This is a genomic window from Bacillus paralicheniformis, from assembly GCF_001042485.2.
Lineage (GTDB): Bacteria > Bacillota > Bacilli > Bacillales > Bacillaceae > Bacillus > Bacillus paralicheniformis.
Window position 1 is genome coordinate 1 of record NZ_LBMN02000011.1, and the last position, 16,691, is coordinate 16,691.

The 16,691-nt window shown below is 47.6% G+C and carries 14 protein-coding genes; all 14 read right to left on the reverse strand.

Annotated features, from left to right (window positions below):
* Positions 1-17: 17 nt before the first annotated feature.
* The 14 genes from ACH97_RS08240 to ACH97_RS08305 all read right to left on the reverse strand — a co-directional run bounded on the left by ACH97_RS08240 (position 18) and on the right by ACH97_RS08305 (position 16,665).
* Positions 18-1,526: a S8 family serine peptidase gene (locus ACH97_RS08240; RefSeq protein ID WP_050820750.1), complete on the reverse strand. Its 1,509-nt coding sequence runs from the start codon at positions 1,524-1,526 to the stop codon at positions 18-20.
* Positions 1,527-1,896: 370 nt separating this feature from the next.
* Positions 1,897-3,030 (reverse strand): cell division protein FtsZ, encoded by a 1,134-nt coding sequence (gene ftsZ, locus ACH97_RS08245; RefSeq protein ID WP_020451308.1) that lies wholly within the window; start codon positions 3,028-3,030, stop codon positions 1,897-1,899.
* A 34-nt stretch (positions 3,031-3,064) separates the two neighbouring features.
* Positions 3,065-4,363: a cell division protein FtsA gene (gene ftsA, locus ACH97_RS08250; protein WP_020451307.1), complete on the reverse strand. Its 1,299-nt coding sequence runs from the start codon at positions 4,361-4,363 to the stop codon at positions 3,065-3,067.
* A gap of 183 nt (positions 4,364-4,546) precedes the next feature.
* A complete protein-coding gene (locus ACH97_RS08255; RefSeq protein ID WP_003181559.1) occupies positions 4,547-4,900 on the reverse strand; it encodes a small basic family protein in 354 nt (117 codons plus the stop codon).
* On the reverse strand, positions 4,900-5,625 hold the full coding sequence (locus tag ACH97_RS08260; RefSeq protein WP_020451306.1) for a DUF881 domain-containing protein: 726 nt from the start codon (positions 5,623-5,625) through the stop codon (positions 4,900-4,902). Before ACH97_RS08260 ends, ACH97_RS08255 begins: the two co-directional genes overlap by 1 nt.
* 25 nt (positions 5,626-5,650) lie before the next feature.
* Positions 5,651-6,310: a DUF881 domain-containing protein gene (locus tag ACH97_RS08265; protein WP_371268716.1), complete on the reverse strand. Its 660-nt coding sequence runs from the start codon at positions 6,308-6,310 to the stop codon at positions 5,651-5,653.
* Positions 6,311-6,339: 29 nt separating this feature from the next.
* Positions 6,340-7,128, reverse strand: coding sequence for a cell division protein FtsQ/DivIB (locus ACH97_RS08270; protein WP_020451304.1), 789 nt, complete (start codon positions 7,126-7,128; stop codon positions 6,340-6,342).
* A gap of 205 nt (positions 7,129-7,333) precedes the next feature.
* The gene (gene murB, locus ACH97_RS08275) at positions 7,334-8,245 is read right to left on the reverse strand and encodes a UDP-N-acetylmuramate dehydrogenase (RefSeq protein ID WP_020451303.1); all 912 of its coding nucleotides are present in this window, start codon (positions 8,243-8,245) and stop codon (positions 7,334-7,336) included.
* A gap of 28 nt (positions 8,246-8,273) precedes the next feature.
* The gene (gene murG / locus ACH97_RS08280; protein WP_020451302.1) at positions 8,274-9,374 is read right to left on the reverse strand and encodes an undecaprenyldiphospho-muramoylpentapeptide beta-N-acetylglucosaminyltransferase; all 1,101 of its coding nucleotides are present in this window, start codon (positions 9,372-9,374) and stop codon (positions 8,274-8,276) included.
* Positions 9,375-9,445: 71 nt separating this feature from the next.
* Positions 9,446-10,546: a stage V sporulation protein E gene (spoVE, locus tag ACH97_RS08285; RefSeq protein ID WP_020451301.1), complete on the reverse strand. Its 1,101-nt coding sequence runs from the start codon at positions 10,544-10,546 to the stop codon at positions 9,446-9,448.
* A gap of 52 nt (positions 10,547-10,598) precedes the next feature.
* The gene (gene murD / locus ACH97_RS08290) at positions 10,599-11,954 is read right to left on the reverse strand and encodes a UDP-N-acetylmuramoyl-L-alanine--D-glutamate ligase (RefSeq protein ID WP_048350611.1); all 1,356 of its coding nucleotides are present in this window, start codon (positions 11,952-11,954) and stop codon (positions 10,599-10,601) included.
* Positions 11,955-12,929, reverse strand: a complete 975-nt coding sequence (gene mraY, locus ACH97_RS08295; protein ID WP_020451299.1) for a phospho-N-acetylmuramoyl-pentapeptide-transferase — start codon at positions 12,927-12,929, stop codon at positions 11,955-11,957.
* A 127-nt stretch (positions 12,930-13,056) separates the two neighbouring features.
* On the reverse strand, positions 13,057-14,523 hold the full coding sequence (locus ACH97_RS08300) for a UDP-N-acetylmuramoyl-L-alanyl-D-glutamate--2,6-diaminopimelate ligase (protein WP_020451298.1): 1,467 nt from the start codon (positions 14,521-14,523) through the stop codon (positions 13,057-13,059).
* Positions 14,524-14,730: 207 nt separating this feature from the next.
* On the reverse strand, positions 14,731-16,665 hold the full coding sequence (locus tag ACH97_RS08305; RefSeq protein WP_020451297.1) for a stage V sporulation protein D: 1,935 nt from the start codon (positions 16,663-16,665) through the stop codon (positions 14,731-14,733).
* Positions 16,666-16,691 lie beyond the last annotated feature (26 nt).

Below are 16,691 nucleotides of genomic sequence, written 5' to 3' on the forward strand. Positions count from 1 at the left end.
GGTTTTGTCCTTTTTTATCATTTTGTTTTTTTAGCCGCGTCAAAAGCTTTTACAGCGTTGACCAAGCCGTATCCGTAGCCGTTGTTCGGCGATTTTTTAAACGTTTTGTCAGTCAGAGGCGTCGCCGTATTCAGCAGGATGCGCTCGATTTCATCGACTGTGAGGTCCGGATTGGCTTCCCTCATTAAAGCGACGATCCCTGATACATGCGGGGTCGCCATCGATGTTCCGCTCATCGCAGCATACTTGTGTCCCGGATAAGCAGAGCGGATGCTGACGCCCGGTGCCGAAATATCGGGCTTGATTTCGTCATATGGCGAAGGTCCTTGCAATGAAAAATCGGCTAACGCGTTTGCGCTGTCAACTGCGCCTATCGCGAAAGATTGCGGATAGTTGGACGGATTCTCAACTGAACCCGGTCCGCCCGGTTCCAATTCGCTGACATTACCTGCTGCGAATGCAGGAAAGATATCAGCTGACCGCCAAGCTTTGACAATATCCAAATACCATTCATTGAGTCCGCGTTCACCCGCCCAAGAATTGTTGACGACATCGGGAGCCTTTTCGGGGTGCCCTTTTCCTTTCGCATCTTTCGGAGCCAAAATCCATTCTCCTGCAGCCAAAAGGGATTTTTCGTCTCCACCGTCCTCTGAAAAGGCTTTGACAGCGATCCATTTCGCAGTCGGTGCGACACCGATCTGGTTTTTGCCGCCGGCTTCTGAGCCGACCATCGTGCCTGTCACATGTGTGCCGTGGCCCAAGTCGTCATATGGCGTTTTCTTATTGCTTGTCGCATCAAACCAGTTGAACTCATTGTCTGGACTGTTCGGTTTAGAAGGGTTGTAGCCCCTGTACTTTGTCTTCAACGCCGGATGATCCCACTCAACGCCGGTGTCAATCGAAGCGACAACGGCTCCTTTGCCTTTATAGCGCTTTTTCCAGACATTAGGCGCATGAACCTGCTGAATGTTGGAAGCGGGGGAACGATCCGCAGACGTTTTCGATTCTACCGTGGGTTTTTCAGTGTTGCCGAGCTTAATTTTTTGATTTGGCAGCACTTTTTCAACCTCCGGAAATGAAGCCGCTTTTTCCATAACATCCTTTGTCGCTGTCACGGCAATGCCATTTACAATATAAAAAGATTCCACTTGCTTTGCTGTTCCTTTTTTCTCTTCTTTTTCTAAAAACGATTTTAAGTCTTTTTGCGTTCTCTCAGCTTTTGTACGCAGGGACGTCAGCACGGCTGAACGTTTGATTTCTTTTACTTTTTTCACGGTCATCACGCTTGCTTTCGCCCGGTTTTCAGCCGCTGTCGCCGCTTGCTGAAGATTCGCCTGGTTTTTCATTTTGATTAAAAAAGTCACTTTATCTTCTTTCTCAAAACGTTTGTAAAGAGCGCTTGATATTTTGTTTTGTTCCTTGGCCTTCGCTGTCGTGCCTGTTTCAGCCTGCACAGCGGCCGGAGCGAGAAGTGAACCGATGAGTGCAGCGCACATGAATGTGCTGAATAATGGCTTTTTCTTCACATGACATCCTCCTTTAAGCAATAGCAAATATAGTCGTTTCTTGCGTTTCTTTGTCTAGAAACAGAAACTATTAATAATGGTAAAAGAAAAGACTTATAGACATTGTCGTATTTTGTCATTTTTCCTTTGTCGGTTTGTAAATTCGTTCTTTTTACATATGACTTGTTCACTGTTCATAGTTCGGCCAGATGACAAGCTGAAAGGAAAATCCGTGCATCCGGGAGAAAAGAGAGAGGTTAGATGCAAGGCTTTTGAGGGAGGCGCTTCGATCAGAATGACAATTGATGCTTTTGGAGGGGAGAATCCGTTCCAGCGCATAAAAAAAGCCGCCGACTTCTTGTCGGCAGCTTTCCAATGTATTATATACGTTTTAGCGTTTATTGCGGTTTCTTAAGAAAGTCGGGATGTCAAGCGTATCCTCGGCAGGCTGTGATTGGCTGCGATGCGGCATGCTTGGCTCCTCGCGCTTCGGCTCCCGTTTCGGAGCAGGCTGATGATGCTGTTTTAAGCCTTGGTTTAAAGGTCTCTGCGGCTTAGATGCATCTTGATCCTGTTCGATAAAGCCGGTCGCGATGACCGTAACGACGATTTCGTCTTTCAAGTTTTCATTGATGACAGATCCGAAGATCATGTTGACGTCCTGGTCAGATGCAGCCGCCACAATGTCCGCTGCTTCCTGAACTTCGTAAAGGCTTAAGTTGGCTCCGCCTGTAATGTTCATCAGCACGCCTTGGGCACCGTCAATCGCCGTTTCAAGCAACGGGCTGGAAACAGCTTTTTTAGCGGCTTCTGCAGCGCGGTTCTCACCTGTCGCTACACCGATACCCATCAGTGCAGAACCTTTGTTGGACATGATTGTTTTGACGTCGGCAAAGTCAAGGTTGATCAGTCCAGGTGTTGCGATCAAGTCTGAAATGCCCTGAACACCTTGGCGGAGAACGTTGTCCGCTTCGCGGAACGCTTCAAGCATCGGTGTGTTTTTATCGACGATTTCAAGAAGACGGTCATTCGGAATGACGATCAGGGTGTCGACGGCTTCCTTCATTGCTGAAATACCGCCTGCCGCCTGAAGCTGTCTTTTTCTTCCTTCAAAGGTAAACGGCCTTGTGACAACGCCGACAGTCAATGCGCCCAGATCTTTTGCGATTTGTGCGATGACAGGTGCCGCGCCCGTTCCTGTTCCGCCGCCCATTCCGGCTGTGACGAACACCATGTCTGCACCTTTCAGCGCTTCTTCAATTTGTTCTTTGCTTTCCTCTGCGGCTTTTTTGCCGACTTCCGGATTGGCTCCTGCGCCGAGCCCGCGCGTCAGCTTCGCACCAATCTGCATTTTCGTTTCCGCTTTTGACAGGTTGAGAGCCTGGGCATCCGTATTGACTGCGATAAACTCGACTCCCTGAACGTCATTTTCGATCATCCGATTGACGGCATTGTTACCGCCGCCACCTACTCCTATTACTTTAATCGATGCTAAGCCGTCTATATTTGTTTCAAACTCTAACATGCTAAATCCTCCTAATCCGTCGAATGACTAATCTCTATTCCCAAAAGAAGTTAAATATTTTCTTCATTTTGCTCGGCTTTTTCTCAGCTTGAGCGTGCTGCTTGGATTTTGGCTTCGGTCGCTGCTGCACTTCTTTTTGATGTGTTGCCGCGACTTCCTGAACCGCTTGTTCCGGCATCTTAAAACCTACTTTTCTGCCTTGGATTTTTGCGTTGCGGTAAGCGAATTGGATGAGGCCGACTCCTGTCATGTATTGAGGTTCTCTTACACCGATATAATTCGGGCTAGCCACTCTGACGTTATTTTGAAGAACATCCTGTGCGAGGCTGAGGACACCCGGCATTCCAGCCTGTCCCCCTGTAAGCACAAACCCTCCCGGCAATTCTTTTATTCCCATGTTCCGCAGTTCCTCTGCCACGAATAAAAAGATTTCTTCGAGCCTGGCTTCTATAATGTCTGCCACTTCCCGCTGAGAAAAGGTCTGCTTTTGGTCTGTCCCGATCACGGCGACTTCAAATGTTTCCTCTTCCGACGCTTCTTCATAGAAAGCATGTCCAAACTGCTTCTTCACCCGCTCAGCTTCGTCTGTGGAAGTGCGCAATCCGATTGAAATATCCTTGGTGATGTTTTCTCCTCCCAGGGGTATGACGCGGGTCGCAAGAAGATGTCCGTCCTCAAATACGGCAACCGTTGTCGATCCTCCCCCGATGTCGATTAAAGCCACTCCGAGGTTTTTTTCGTCCTTTGATAAAGCGACAGATCCGGCAGCCAGCGGCTGAAGACAAATATCCGTTATTTCAATTCCCGCTCTTTCCACACAGCGCAGCAGGTTATGTAAGATCGTTTTAGAGCCCGTGATCAGCGATCCTTCCACTTCAAGGCGGACGCCGAGCATCTTTTTCGGATCTGTAATATCGCCTCTGCCGTCAACGATAAACTGTCTCGGAATCACATCGACGATCAGCTGTTCAGGCGGGATGGAAACGACTTGAGCGGCCTCCATCACCCGGCGCACGTCTTCAACGTGGATCTCTTTATTCTCGCTTGAGACAGCCACAACACCGTTCGTATCTTGAATATGGATGTAGTTCCCATTAACCCCGACGATCGCGTGGGTCAGCGGAAAACCTATCATTCTTTCTGCTTGTTCAAACGCTTTTTTTATAGAATGAACCGTTTCATCTATATCAACGATTGATCCTTTTTTCAGCCCCTCTGAGGGAACATTTCCGACTCCGATAATGTTAAGAGAATCGTCTGACATTTCACCGACGATCACTTTAATATTGGACGTACCGATGTCTAGACTGACGTAAAGTTCATTGTTGTTCATTCTATGGCACCTCCTCACATTTCAGTCAATTCTATTCTATTATTTGCCGAACAACAATACAATGAATCTGGTTTTACAAGTGTGTAACAATCAATACAAACCAATACGCTTCGTTTTTAGTTTTAGGATTACTGTGAATATTCGTGATATCCTATGTATATCCTCTTTTAAATCCGATTTTTTTTAATTTTTTCTCCTCGAGGCCGTCCATTTGGCGAGCAGTATTCTTCTGATGACCGCGATGTTTTGAAAAAGCCTCACGCCAAATGCAAACATACCGACTAAATACAAGTCTACACCAAGATGAACGCCCAGAAAAGCCAAACTTATGGCGAGAATAATATTGAAGAAAAAGCCCGTCACAAAAACTAGTTCATCGTATACACTTTCCAAATGGGCCCTTATTCCCCCGATCAAAGTATCAAGGGATGCAAGAATCGCCAGGGACAAATAATTTGAGTATTCATCCGGAATGGTGAAGTTCGTGCTGAACCCGATTGTAATTCCGAGCAAAAGCCCTAAAACCGGAAGCCACATTAGGAATTCTCTCCTTTTGATTTCTCGAGCGGTTTCAATGGCGCAACTTGCATTGAACCTTCGTAAGCTTTGATTTTGATTTGTTTTTCAGGCCTTTTGATTTGCAAATCCAGATTTTCTCCCGCGAACAGATCCTGCAGGGATGAAGCATTCATTCGGCTATATAGTTTATCGGCGTTTTTGCCGATGACTTTTACCGTTATCGGATAGTTGTCCAAAGGATATCCGTCGATTTTGGTTGTTCCGTTGATATCCCTGATCACCGTCGTGTTGACAACCCTTCTGTCATTGATCGATATTTCTTCCGCTTCATACATATTCAGTTCATTAATCAGCTTTTTCAGAAGGTCTGGCGGCGGATTTTGAATGGATTCTCCCGTGAGTTCTTCCGAGAAAAGCTGAGAAATGGTGATGATGATTCCGTTCCCTGTAACATCTGTGAAGCCGGCCTGTTTTTTTAAGTTTTGAAGCGTTTCATTCAACGCTTTTGTCCGCGAGGTTTCTTCTTGATGACTGTATGTGTTCAGCATTTTTTCATATTTGTCAATTTCGCTGATCAGCTCAAGCTGTTTTTTCTGTTCTTTCTTCAGATCCTCCCTGAGGTCCCAAATGTCCCGCGTATCGCGGACTTTCGGCGCTTTCAGCGAATTGAACTGCACGGACAGCATAATTCCGAAAATGAGCATCAGGATGCTCAAACTGATGAAACGATTATTTTTCTTCAACGTCCGCCCACCAACTTTTCAACGTTCATTCCCCCTGCTTTAAAAGGGGCTCCATCTCGATTTGGTCTTGTTTTTCGATGCTGACTGAAATATGATCGCGGCTCAGCTGGTCCACAAGCCCTCCTGCAATGTTCAGCGCCGGCATCAGCACATCCGGATCCCCGATGGCCGAAATGACAAACGGCGCGGGATACTGGTTGCCGTCAACCGTGATGACAGGACCGTTGCACGATATGTAAGAATGATGTGTCACACGCTGTCCGTTGATCGACACCGCGGCCGCCCCGGAAATCCACAGCTCATTGAGCAGGCGGAATATGTGGCTTTCATGTACGATATAGTTGTTGACATTCTCACCTTCCGGTATGTAAGAAGCGTCTTTCAGCGTCACCTTGATTCCTTCGCCCTGAACGCCGATTTCCCCGACGAACATTCTGTACCTTTCAACATCTTCAACAATATTGTAATACTCTTTTTTTTCCTTTTTCAAAGCCGTCTCTGTTTTCTGTACTTCCTGCTGTTTTTTGTAAAGCTCCTGTTCCAGCTTCTTATTTTGCTTTTCCTGGGAAATCAGCCGGTCGCGCAAGGAATACTCCTCTTTCCAATTTTCAGCTGTTTCTTCATGGTCTTTGTTTTCCCTGGCGAATTGATAGGAGAAAGACAGCAGGAATCCGAGGACAAGCATGGCGAGTGAAAGATTGACTGTGTGCCTCTTCAATTTCCGTCTCCCTTTTTGCTTTCATCCGTTTTTTTCAGAGGTTCAAAATAAGTCGCGACTTCCATATGGATAATGCCTTTTTCCCCTTTCGGCAGCTCTTTTACGATCGCCGGATAGCTGTTCATTTTCTGTCCGAACGTTTTCAGCGAAGCCGTCACGATATAGCCGTCGTTCATATACAGTCTGATCAGCCAAGGATTTGATTTTTGAGGCGTATAGTTAATCTCGGAAATCGATTTTTTCACGGAATCGGAAAGCTTGTTCAGCTGTTTTGCCATTTGAACGAGCTTTTCGTCTTCCTCCCAGTTATTAAGGGTCGGTCCGATGTCAGTCGGCGTCACCTCTTCAGGAAGCACCGTGCCGTTTTCAAGCACGGAGTAGTACACATTGTGTTTTTGCAAAAACGCAATGCTTTTATACTCTTCGATGGAGATGGCGATTTTGTTGGGCAGCTGTTTAGAGATTTCGGCTTTTTTGATCAATTTATTCTGCTCGATCTTTTCTGCGGCCTTTTGCTTGCTCAGACTCCAGAATTCCGTCTGTCCTTTATGGATCGAAGACAGGGAAATGATCTGGTCTTTTGAAACGTTTTTGTTTCCTTTGATCTCTACCGTCGAAACTTTGCTGATCGGCGTCTGCAGGTAAATGATGATCAGCATCATCGTGAAAAAGAGCAGAATAAAGGTGATCAGCCGGCGGTTTGCCTTTTGCTTTCGCTGTTCTTTGATTTTGGGAATCCGTTCTTCTATATTCACTACTTTTTCTTTATCAATACCGGGTTTCACGTAGGCTCACCTCAGGTTAATAAAGCAGACAAAAAGACTTTTATTTGCTTATTTTTGTTCGGAAAAATGACGCGCTTTTCGACATATGAAAGCACGGGGCAAGCTAAAAAGCTTCCATTTAGCGAAACAAACGACATACTAGGATGCCGTTTGCTTGTTTGTTTCATACATTATATCATAAGGCGATCTGAAGTAGAGAGGCCGTTTACCGTTTTTCTCCGATAATTTCGACCTCAGTGTGCATGTCGATATCGTATTTTTCTTTAATCGTTTTTTGAATGAATGCAATCAAATCCAGGACGTCTTGTGCTGTTGCGCCGCCTGCGTTGACGATAAAATTGCCGTGCATCTCTGAAACCTTTGCCCCGCCGATCTGATGGCCTTTCAAACCAGCCTCATCTACTAGCCGGCCCGCATGTTCAGGCAGCGGGTTTCTGAAGATGCTCCCTGCGCAAGGGTTGGACACAGGCTGCGTTTCTTTTCGGTAGTCTTTGTTTTTCTGCATTTGCGCAACGATCTCATCGCGTTCTTTTTGCTCCAGCTGGAGAACGGCTTCAAGACATATGCCCGGCCGCTCGTTTTGCAGGATGGACGTGCGGTAGCTGAACGCCATCTCTTCATTCGTCAGCCAATCGATCGTTCCGTCTTCAAACAGGATCAATGCTTTCACCAATACCCTGCTGATATCAGAACCGTGGGCTCCGGCATTCATGTAAACCGCTCCGCCGACCGAACCCGGAATGCCCGCGGCAAACTCGAGGCCGGAAAGCCCTTTTTTGCTGATGCCTGTCGCAAGCCTTACGACAGAGTAGCCGCCGCCGACCGTTACTTGCTCGCCGTCGATTTCCATATGGTCAAGCCCCTGTCCGAGCTTGATGACAACGCCTCTTATCCCTTCATCAAGGACAAGAAGATTCGAGCCTCTGCCGATGGCCGTCCACTTGACGCCGTGCTTCTTGATCACCTTCATCGTATCTTTGACAGCTTGAATGTTTTTCGGAACCACCAGCACGTCAGCCGGTCCTCCGATTTTAATCGTAGTATGGTTGCTGAGCGGCTCGTTTTCCAGAACTTTGCCGACTTCAAGTTCTTTTAATTCTTGTATCACCTTATCCATCGAAAACCTCCAAAATCCTTCTGTCTTATCATTTTGCATGATGTTTCAGTTCTTTCAGCACATTGTACAAGCGTTCGGCCGCGTCCGGCACGCCAAGCGACTTCGCGCGGCTCTTCATCTCTTGCAGCGTCTTTTCGTCTTGTAAAATATGATCGATCGCCTGAATTAAGCGGTCTCCATTAAGCTCTGATTCTTTTAAAACGACAGCGGCGTTCTGCTCTCCTAGTGAGCGTGCGTTCACTTCCTGGTGGTTGGCCGTAACGTACGGACTCGGAATCAATACGCTTGGAATACCGAGCGCGGTGATTTCCGCTATTGTCGTTGCTCCCGCACGTGCCACGACGACTTCGAACTCTTTTAAGTACTCGGGCATTTGATGGAGAAATGGCTGAACGACCATATTCGGAGCGGGGCCTTCTTTTTTAAGCGCAGCTGTTACTTTATCATAGTGAACTTCCCCTGTGACATAAAGAACCTGGTAATCCCGCTTTTTTAATTCGTTTTGCATCGCGATAACCGCTTCATTGATCGGAGTGGCACCGCGGCTGCCTCCGAAAATAAGGACCGTTTTTTTGCCTTCTGAAAGGCCCAAAGTGGTCATGGAACGGCCCCCTTTTATAGAGACGACTTCAGACGCCCTCGGGTTTCCTGTAAAAACAACTTTTTCTGCAGGAAAATGCGGTTTCGCTTCATCAAAACAAATGGCTACCTTATCAACATATTTGGATAAAAACTTATTGGTGAGTCCGGGAAGGCTGTTTTGTTCGTGGATAATCGTCGGAATCCCCAGTTTTGAAGCGGCGTATACCACGGGTCCGCACACGTAGCCGCCCGTGCCGATCACCGCGTCGGGCTTAAACCGTTTTAATTCTTTTTTGCATTCTTTTACACCCTTTAAAAAACGCATGACGGTTTTGACGTTTTCAAATGACAGCTTTCTTTTAAAACCCGTAATTTCAATCGCCTTGAAAGGGATCCCTTCCCGCTCGACGATATTTTTCTCCAGGCCTTTTTCGGTTCCGATATATAAAAACTCAACATCTTCATGATGCCGTTTCACTTCTTTAATAAACGCAAGGGCGGGATAAATATGGCCGCCCGTTCCGCCTCCGCTAACAACAATCCGCATCTGTTCTCCCCCTTATTCCTTATGTACACGCCGATAACCCTGCTATCTCGCAACAGGGTTATCGCCAAAATCTAGTATCTAGAATACCTGCTGACATTCAGCAGCACGCCGACCGCCATAAGCATCAAGGTCAGTGATGAACCGCCATAACTTAAAAACGGAAGCGTGATGCCTGTAACAGGAATCAGGCCGGTCACGACGCCAATATTGATCATAACCTGAATCGCTATCATCGAAATGACGCCGACGGCGACAAAACTGCCGTATAAATCGGGCGCACCGAGCGCGATTCTGATGCCTCTCCATAATAGAACGCTGAAGAGCAAAAGAATCAGCGATCCGCCGATAAAGCCGAGCTCCTCTGATAAAATCGCGAAAATAAAATCTGTCTGCGGCTCAGGCAGATAAAAAAACTTTTGCCTGCTCTGGCCGAGGCCGAGGCCGAACAGCCCGCCGGGCCCCACCGCATAAAGAGACTGAATGATTTGAAAGCCGCTCCCCAAAGGGTCCTCCCAAGGGTTCAAGTATGAAGTGATCCTTTTGATCCGGTACGGCGCCGACAGCACAAGGCCGACAAAGCCGCTCAGACCCAGAAGACCGAGAAAAACGAAGTGTGAAATTCTCGCACCCGCGACGAAGATCATAATGATGCATGTGCCGACCATTACGGTTCCTGTTCCAAGGTCAGGCTGCATCATGATGATCAAAAAAGCTGAAAAGACAATACCCAGCGCCGGCACAAAGCCTTTTCTAAACGATGTAATATTCTTTTGCTTTTCAGATAAAAACTTGGCCAAAAATGCGATCATCGCGAGCTTCATAAACTCGGACGGCTGAATGCTGAAAGCGCCGACTCCGATCCAGCTCCTCGACCCGTTCCGTTCCATGCCGATCCCGGGAACAAGGACGATGATGAGCAGAAAGAAACATACTATGATCAGTATTTTCGCATAAGTTCTCCACGTCCAGTAGTCGACATTCATGATGAAAAACATGGCGATGACCCCGATGCCGGCAAATAAAAGCTGCCGTTTCGCAAAGAAAAAGGAGTCGTCGTATTTGTAAGTCGCCCATACTGCACTGGCGCTGTATACCATAATCAGTCCAATTGTTAAAAGCAATAGCGTAATGATAACCAGCAAAAAATCCGGTGACGTTTTTTTTGTTTGCAAAGCCGAACACCCCAAGCTCTAATTCTTAGGGCTATCTTTACGAGACAAGCCCTTATTTAAGCATATGCACGGCGTTTACAAACATGTCACCACGTTCTTCAAATGTTTTGTACTGATCCCAGCTTGCACAGGCCGGGGACAGAAGAATGACATCTCCTTCGTCTGACAGGCTGAACGCCGCAGTTGCTGCTTGTTCAACATTATCGACACGTTTAACCTGTTGTATTCCCATTTCTTCGGCCAGCTTCTCAAACTTCGGTGCGGTCTTGCCGAATGTGATCACCGCTTTGACAAAAGACATATGCGGCTTTAGTTCATCGAATTCATTTCCGCGGTCAAGCCCCCCTGCCAGCAAAATGACCGGCTTTTGAAAGGCGGACAGCGCTTTTTTGGTCGCAAGAATGTTTGTCGCTTTGCTGTCATTGTAAAACAGTCTGTTTTTGATCGTCGCGACGTATTGCATCCTGTGCTTTACACCGGTAAAGCTCGTCAGCACCTTGCGGACGGCCTCATCGGAGACGCCTGCGGTTTTAACAATGCAAAGGGCGGCCAAAATGTTCTCCAAATTGTGCTCTCCCGGCAAAACGACGTCTTCAAGCGGCATGACCGGTTCACCGTTAAACATGATCACGCCGTCTTTCACGCACGCTCCGCGCTCAAGTGTCCGGCGGACCGAAAAATACACCTTCTCCGCTTTTGAACACTCGGCAAGCCGTACGACTGTCTCATCGTCCAAATTGACAACGGCAACGTCTGTTTCCGATTGATTTCGATAGACCTGCTGTTTGGCAAGCTCATAATTTTGGCGGGAATGGTGATAATCGAGATGGGCATCAAATACGTTTAATAACAATCCGATTTTCGGTCTGAATTGATAAGTCCCCATGAGCTGAAAACTCGACAGCTCTGTCACGATCCATTCGTCTCCGCCGGCCTGATTGGCCACTTCGCTTGCCGCCGTGCCGATATTACCAGCAACGAGCGCTTTTTTCGAATCGGCTTTCAGCATTTCATAAACAAGCGTTGTCGTTGTCGTCTTTCCGTTTGAACCGGTAATGCCGATGAACGGAGCATCTGTCAGATGATAGGCAAGTTCAACCTCCGTCCAGACCGGTATGCCCCGCTTCAGCGCTTCTTCGACCATCACGTTTTCATAGCGGATGCCCGGATTTTTAATCAGAATGTCGATCGAATGAAGATCAAACAGTTCCGTCGGATGAGAGCCGCAGACGACTTCCACCCCTTTTTCCGCGAGAATCCGCGCAGGTTCATTCTCCTCAAAAGGCAGCTGGTCATTCACGACAACCTTTACGCCTTTTTCATGAAGGATCGAAGCGGCAGCATATCCGCTTTTCGCCAGCCCCAGTACGAGCACATTTTGATTTTGCAATAAATCTTGAGTATCCACTTATAACCACACCTCGATGTAAATTCCTAAGACGGCAAGCAGAAGTCCCGCTGTCCAAAAAGTGACGACAACTCTCCACTCAGACCATCCGACAAGTTCGTAATGATGGTGAAGAGGGCTCATTTTGAAAATTCGTTTGCCGGTCGTTTTAAATGAAATGACCTGCAAAATGACGGACAGCGTTTCAATGACGAATACGCCGCCGATGATGACAAGCAGGATTTCCAGTTTCGTTAAAATCGCGATCGTCACAATCGCCCCTCCGAGGGCAAGCGATCCTGTATCTCCCATAAAGACTTTCGCGGGGTGCGCGTTAAACACAAGAAATCCCAACACCGCTCCGACAACAGCAACCGCGAAAATGGCGACATCGTATTGCGACTGGTTCCATGCCAAAATTGCAAACGCACCGAACGCGATGGCAGCAGTACCAGACAACAGCCCGTCAAGCCCGTCAGTCAGGTTGACAGCATTTGAACCGCCGACAAGCATAAAGATGACGAGCACCGGATAAATCCAGCCGAAATCAAATGACAGCTCTGTTCCCGGAATGCGGATGTCAGTCGGCAGCCCTTGGAAGTGGTAGACGGCATAGAATACCAGAGCAATCACGATTTGGCCGATCAGTTTTTGTTTGGATGTGAGTCCAAGGTTGCGCTTCATCACGACTTTAATATAATCATCCAAAAAGCCGAGCAAGCCGTATCCAACCGTAACAAACAAGAGAAGGATCATGTTCATGCTGACTTCGGAAAATTTCATTGTCATGACAATGGTCGTCGCGATAATCGACAATATGATCATGACGCCGCCCATCGTCGGCGTTCCCGATTTTTTCTGATGGGATTTCGGACCTTCCTCACGGATGCTCTGCCCGAATTTCAGCCTTCTTAAAAACGGAATGAAAATCGGAGATAAAAGAACGCTGATTAAAAAGCCCATGATAATGGTAAATAAAATTACTTGTTCGAGCATCGTTCTTCTCTCCTTTCCGCGTGATATAAGTAGCAGCATACGCATTTATCATATTCACTGTTTTTTTTCATATGTTGATTTATTTCATCCATCATTTCAACAACTCTTTCCTGTAGTTCTTTTTCGGTTATTTCAGCTCAAGAATGGCTCTTTTGGCCACCTCAGCATCATCAAAATCAAAGGTTTGACCGCCGATCTGCTGATAGGTTTCATGGCCTTTGCCTGCGATCAGGACGACATCGCCTTTTTTGGCGTTTGCAATGGCAAAAAAGATCGCCTGCTCACGGTTGACGATGCTGTGATAGTAAGCCCCTTTTACGCCTTCCTCCATATCGTTTAAAATGGCGAGCGGGTCTTCGCTTCTCGGATTATCGGCTGTAAAGACCGGTTCATCGGCAAGGTCAACGGCAATTTTCGCCATTTTCGGACGCTTCGTCTTATCGCGGTCCCCTCCGCAGCCGACGACGACAAACAGCTTTCCTTCCGTTAAGCCTCTGCACGTGTTCAAGACATTTTCGAGGCTGTCAGGAGTATGGGCATAGTCGACGATTACCGGAAAGTCCTGGCCGGCGTCCACAAGCTCAAATCTTCCTCTGACGCCTTTCAGCCCTTCAATTCCTTCTGTGATCGTGGCAAACGGGATATCCGCTGCTAGTGCGATCCCCGCGGCCGTTAAAACATTGTAGACGTTAAAGAGGCCGACAAGCGGAATCGTTACTTGTGCAGTACCTTTGGGCGTCACCAGATCAAAGGTTGTCCCTTTCGGAGCCATTTTGATATTTTCAGCCATGACATCGGCATCGTTTTGAATTCCGTATGTCAAAAGGTGTGCTGACGTCACTTGGGCGAAATACGCTGAAGCAGGGTCATCCGCATTCAGCACGGCCCACTTCGGTGTATCGTGGTTAAAAGATCCGCCGAGCTGAGAGAAAAGCAGACTTTTCGCATGTTTATATTCTTCCATTGTCCGGTGGTAGTCAAGGTGGTCCTGAGTCAGGTTCGTAAATGCGGCGATATCGTAATCACACCCGTGGACCCGGCCCATGTGGAGAGCGTGTGAAGACACTTCCATGACGGCTGTATCCACATCCTGATCAACCATTTTTCTAAACGTTTTTTGAAGTGTGACGCTTTCCGGCGTCGTATTTTTTGCATCGAACGTTTCGTCATGGATTTTCGTGTACATCGTGCCGATCAGTCCTGTGCGGCTCCCGGCTTTTCTAAAGATCTCCTCCACCATGTGAGAAGTCGATGTCTTGCCGTTTGTGCCTGTAATGCCGATCAGCTTCAGCTGCTTCGTCGGCTGTCCGTAAAAGGCGTCCGACAGCACGGCAAGCGCTCTCTTCGTATGGCGGACGATGATCACCGGCACATCGGCGTCAACTTCCCTTTCCGCCACGATAGCGGCAGCCCCTTTTTCAGCGGCTTGCCGGGCGTAGTCATGCCCGTCGACTGTATAGCCTTTTATACAAACAAAAAGACTCCCTGTCTTGACTTCCCTGGAGTCCATCTCAATTGAAGTTATATCAGGGTCTTCTTGGCCGGCATAGGAAGGTGCATTTTTTAAATATGTAAGAAGCTTTGTTAATTTCATCGTATCAAACCTCTCAAGTCTAATCATTCTTCATTCGTTGTCATATGTTCCTGCGTTGATTAACCGCACGAGCTGCATGCAGACATACAGTTCATATTTTAGCGTAAAAAAGAGGATACATCCAGCTAATCCTTTAAAATCTATATATTTTTTAGGAGGAACGGCCCCCGGACATCAGCCGGTTGCCGCTCCTTATCATGATCCGAATTAATCAGAGGCTCCGTCTTTATTGTCAAGGTAAATGCGAATGGTCGATCCTTCTTTTACTTTTTCGCCCGGCTTAGGGGACTGCTGAACGACGACATCGCCTTTTCCGGAAGCTTTCAGCCTGAGGTTGATCAGCAATGGTTCAAGCTCTGTCACGGAAAGCCCTATAAGGTTCGGGACCTCGATCAGCTTTTTGTCCAGCCATTGATATTTGCGTTCAATCTGATCTTTCCGCTTCTTAACGCCGAGCTGTGGAAGGCTGTCTCTCATGATGTTTCCGACGATCGGCGCTGCAACTGTACCCCCGAATTGAATCGTGCCTTTCGGATTGTCGACGGCGACGTAAACGACGATGCTCGGATCATCTGAAGGAGCCGTTCCGATAAACGAGACGATGTGATTGTTTTTTAAATATTTCCCGTCCTTGACTTTTTGCGCCGTACCGGTTTTGCCGCCCACCCGGTAGCCGTCGACAAAAGCGTTCCGCCCCGTCCCCTGGGCGACAACGCTCTCCAGCGCGTACCGGATCTGTTTCGATGCCTCTTCAGAAATCACTTTTCTTTTGGCGATCGGCGTCTGTTTTTTCACTGTTTGTTTTGTTACGGGATCAATCCACTCTTTGGCAATATACGGCGTATACAGCGTTCCGCCGTTGACAGCTGCAGAAACAGCTGCGACCTGCTGGATCGGTGTCACCGATACCCCCTGGCCGAAAGCGGTTGTCGCCTGCTCTACAGGACCGACGCGGTCAAGCGGGAATAAGATGCCCGTTCCTTCGCCTTGTAGATCGATCCCGGTTTTTTGTCCGAAGCCGAAATTTTTAATGTAGCTGAACAGTTTTTCTTTGCCGAGCCGCTGACCAAGCTCAACAAATCCCGGGTTGCACGAATTTTGGACGACTTCAAGAAACGATTGTGCGCCGTGTCCGCCGCGCTTCCAGCATTTCAGCCTTGCGCCGTCCACTTCAACGGAACCCTTATCATAGAAGTGATCTTTTTGGAGGTTGACTTTGTTCTCTTCCAAAGCTGCGGCAAGCGTGATGATTTTAAAAGTCGAACCGGGCTCATATGTGCTCCATACAGGCAAGTTCCGATTATAGACTTTAGGATCGATTGATTTGTAGTTTGCGGGGTCAAAGTCCGGCCGGCTGACCATCGCCAATATCTCCCCGTTTTTCGGGTTCATCGCAACACCGACCATTCCGTCCGGGTTATACTTCGCTTCTGCGATATCAAACTCCCGCTCCATAATCGTCTGCACCTTTGAATCAATCGTCAGCTTCATATCAAGCCCGTCTTTCGGCGGTGTATAGTCATCCGCCTCCCCCGGCATCCTCTTGCCTTTTGCATCAGAATAAAATTTCACATAGCCCTTTTCACCTTTCAACTCTTTGTCATAAAAAGCTTCGAGGCCAAGCAGACCCTGGTTGTCAATGCCCGCGAATCCGAGCACATGGGACAGATAGCTGCCGAACGGGTAATGGCGGATCGAATCTTCTGCAATGTATACGCCTTTCAAGTTGAGATCTCTGACTTCTTTTGCTTTCTCATGGGAAATTTTCCGGCCCTCGGGATTAATCCTTTCAATTGACGTTTTTTTCGTGACATGTTTGTACGCTTTTTCTTCCGACATATTCAACACGCTGGCCAGCAGTTTGCTCGTTTTGATCGGATTTTCAACCTGCCTCGGTACAACCAAAACCGATGGCGCGCTTTGGTTTGTCGCCAGCTTGACGCCGTTCCTGTCCAATATTTCGCCCCTTTCCGGCTCAAAAGGAAGGTTCCGGCTCCACGAATCTTTAGCTAATGTCGTCAGTTTATCCCCCAGAACGAACTGAACGTATCCGAGCCTTGTATCAATAATCAAAAAGATGATCACACCAAAAAGCAGAACGAATATTAAACGTTTTCTGACCGTTACATTGGAAACGCGCAAGAGACCGTTCACTCCTTATTTAGGCT

What these genes read in the sequence shown, in the direction of transcription:
- murG (WP_020451302.1), bottom strand. Translation starts at nt 9,374, where the DNA reads ATGCGGATTGTTGTTAGCGGAGGCGGAACGGGCGGCCATATTTATCCC.
- mraY (WP_020451299.1), bottom strand. Translation starts at nt 12,929, where the DNA reads ATGCTCGAACAAGTAATTTTATTTACCATTATCATGGGCTTTTTAATC.
- ACH97_RS08300 (WP_020451298.1), bottom strand. Translation starts at nt 14,523, where the DNA reads ATGAAATTAACAAAGCTTCTTACATATTTAAAAAATGCACCTTCCTAT.
- ftsA (WP_020451307.1), bottom strand. Translation starts at nt 4,363, where the DNA reads ATGAACAACAATGAACTTTACGTCAGTCTAGACATCGGTACGTCCAAT.
- ACH97_RS08265 (WP_371268716.1), bottom strand. Translation starts at nt 6,310, where the DNA reads ATGCTTGTCCTCGGATTCCTGCTGTCTTTCTCCTATCAATTCGCCAGG.
- ftsZ (WP_020451308.1), bottom strand. Translation starts at nt 3,030, where the DNA reads ATGTTAGAGTTTGAAACAAATATAGACGGCTTAGCATCGATTAAAGTA.
- murB (WP_020451303.1), bottom strand. Translation starts at nt 8,245, where the DNA reads ATGGATAAGGTGATACAAGAATTAAAAGAACTTGAAGTCGGCAAAGTT.
- ACH97_RS08255 (WP_003181559.1), bottom strand. Translation starts at nt 4,900, where the DNA reads ATGTGGCTTCCGGTTTTAGGGCTTTTGCTCGGAATTACAATCGGGTTC.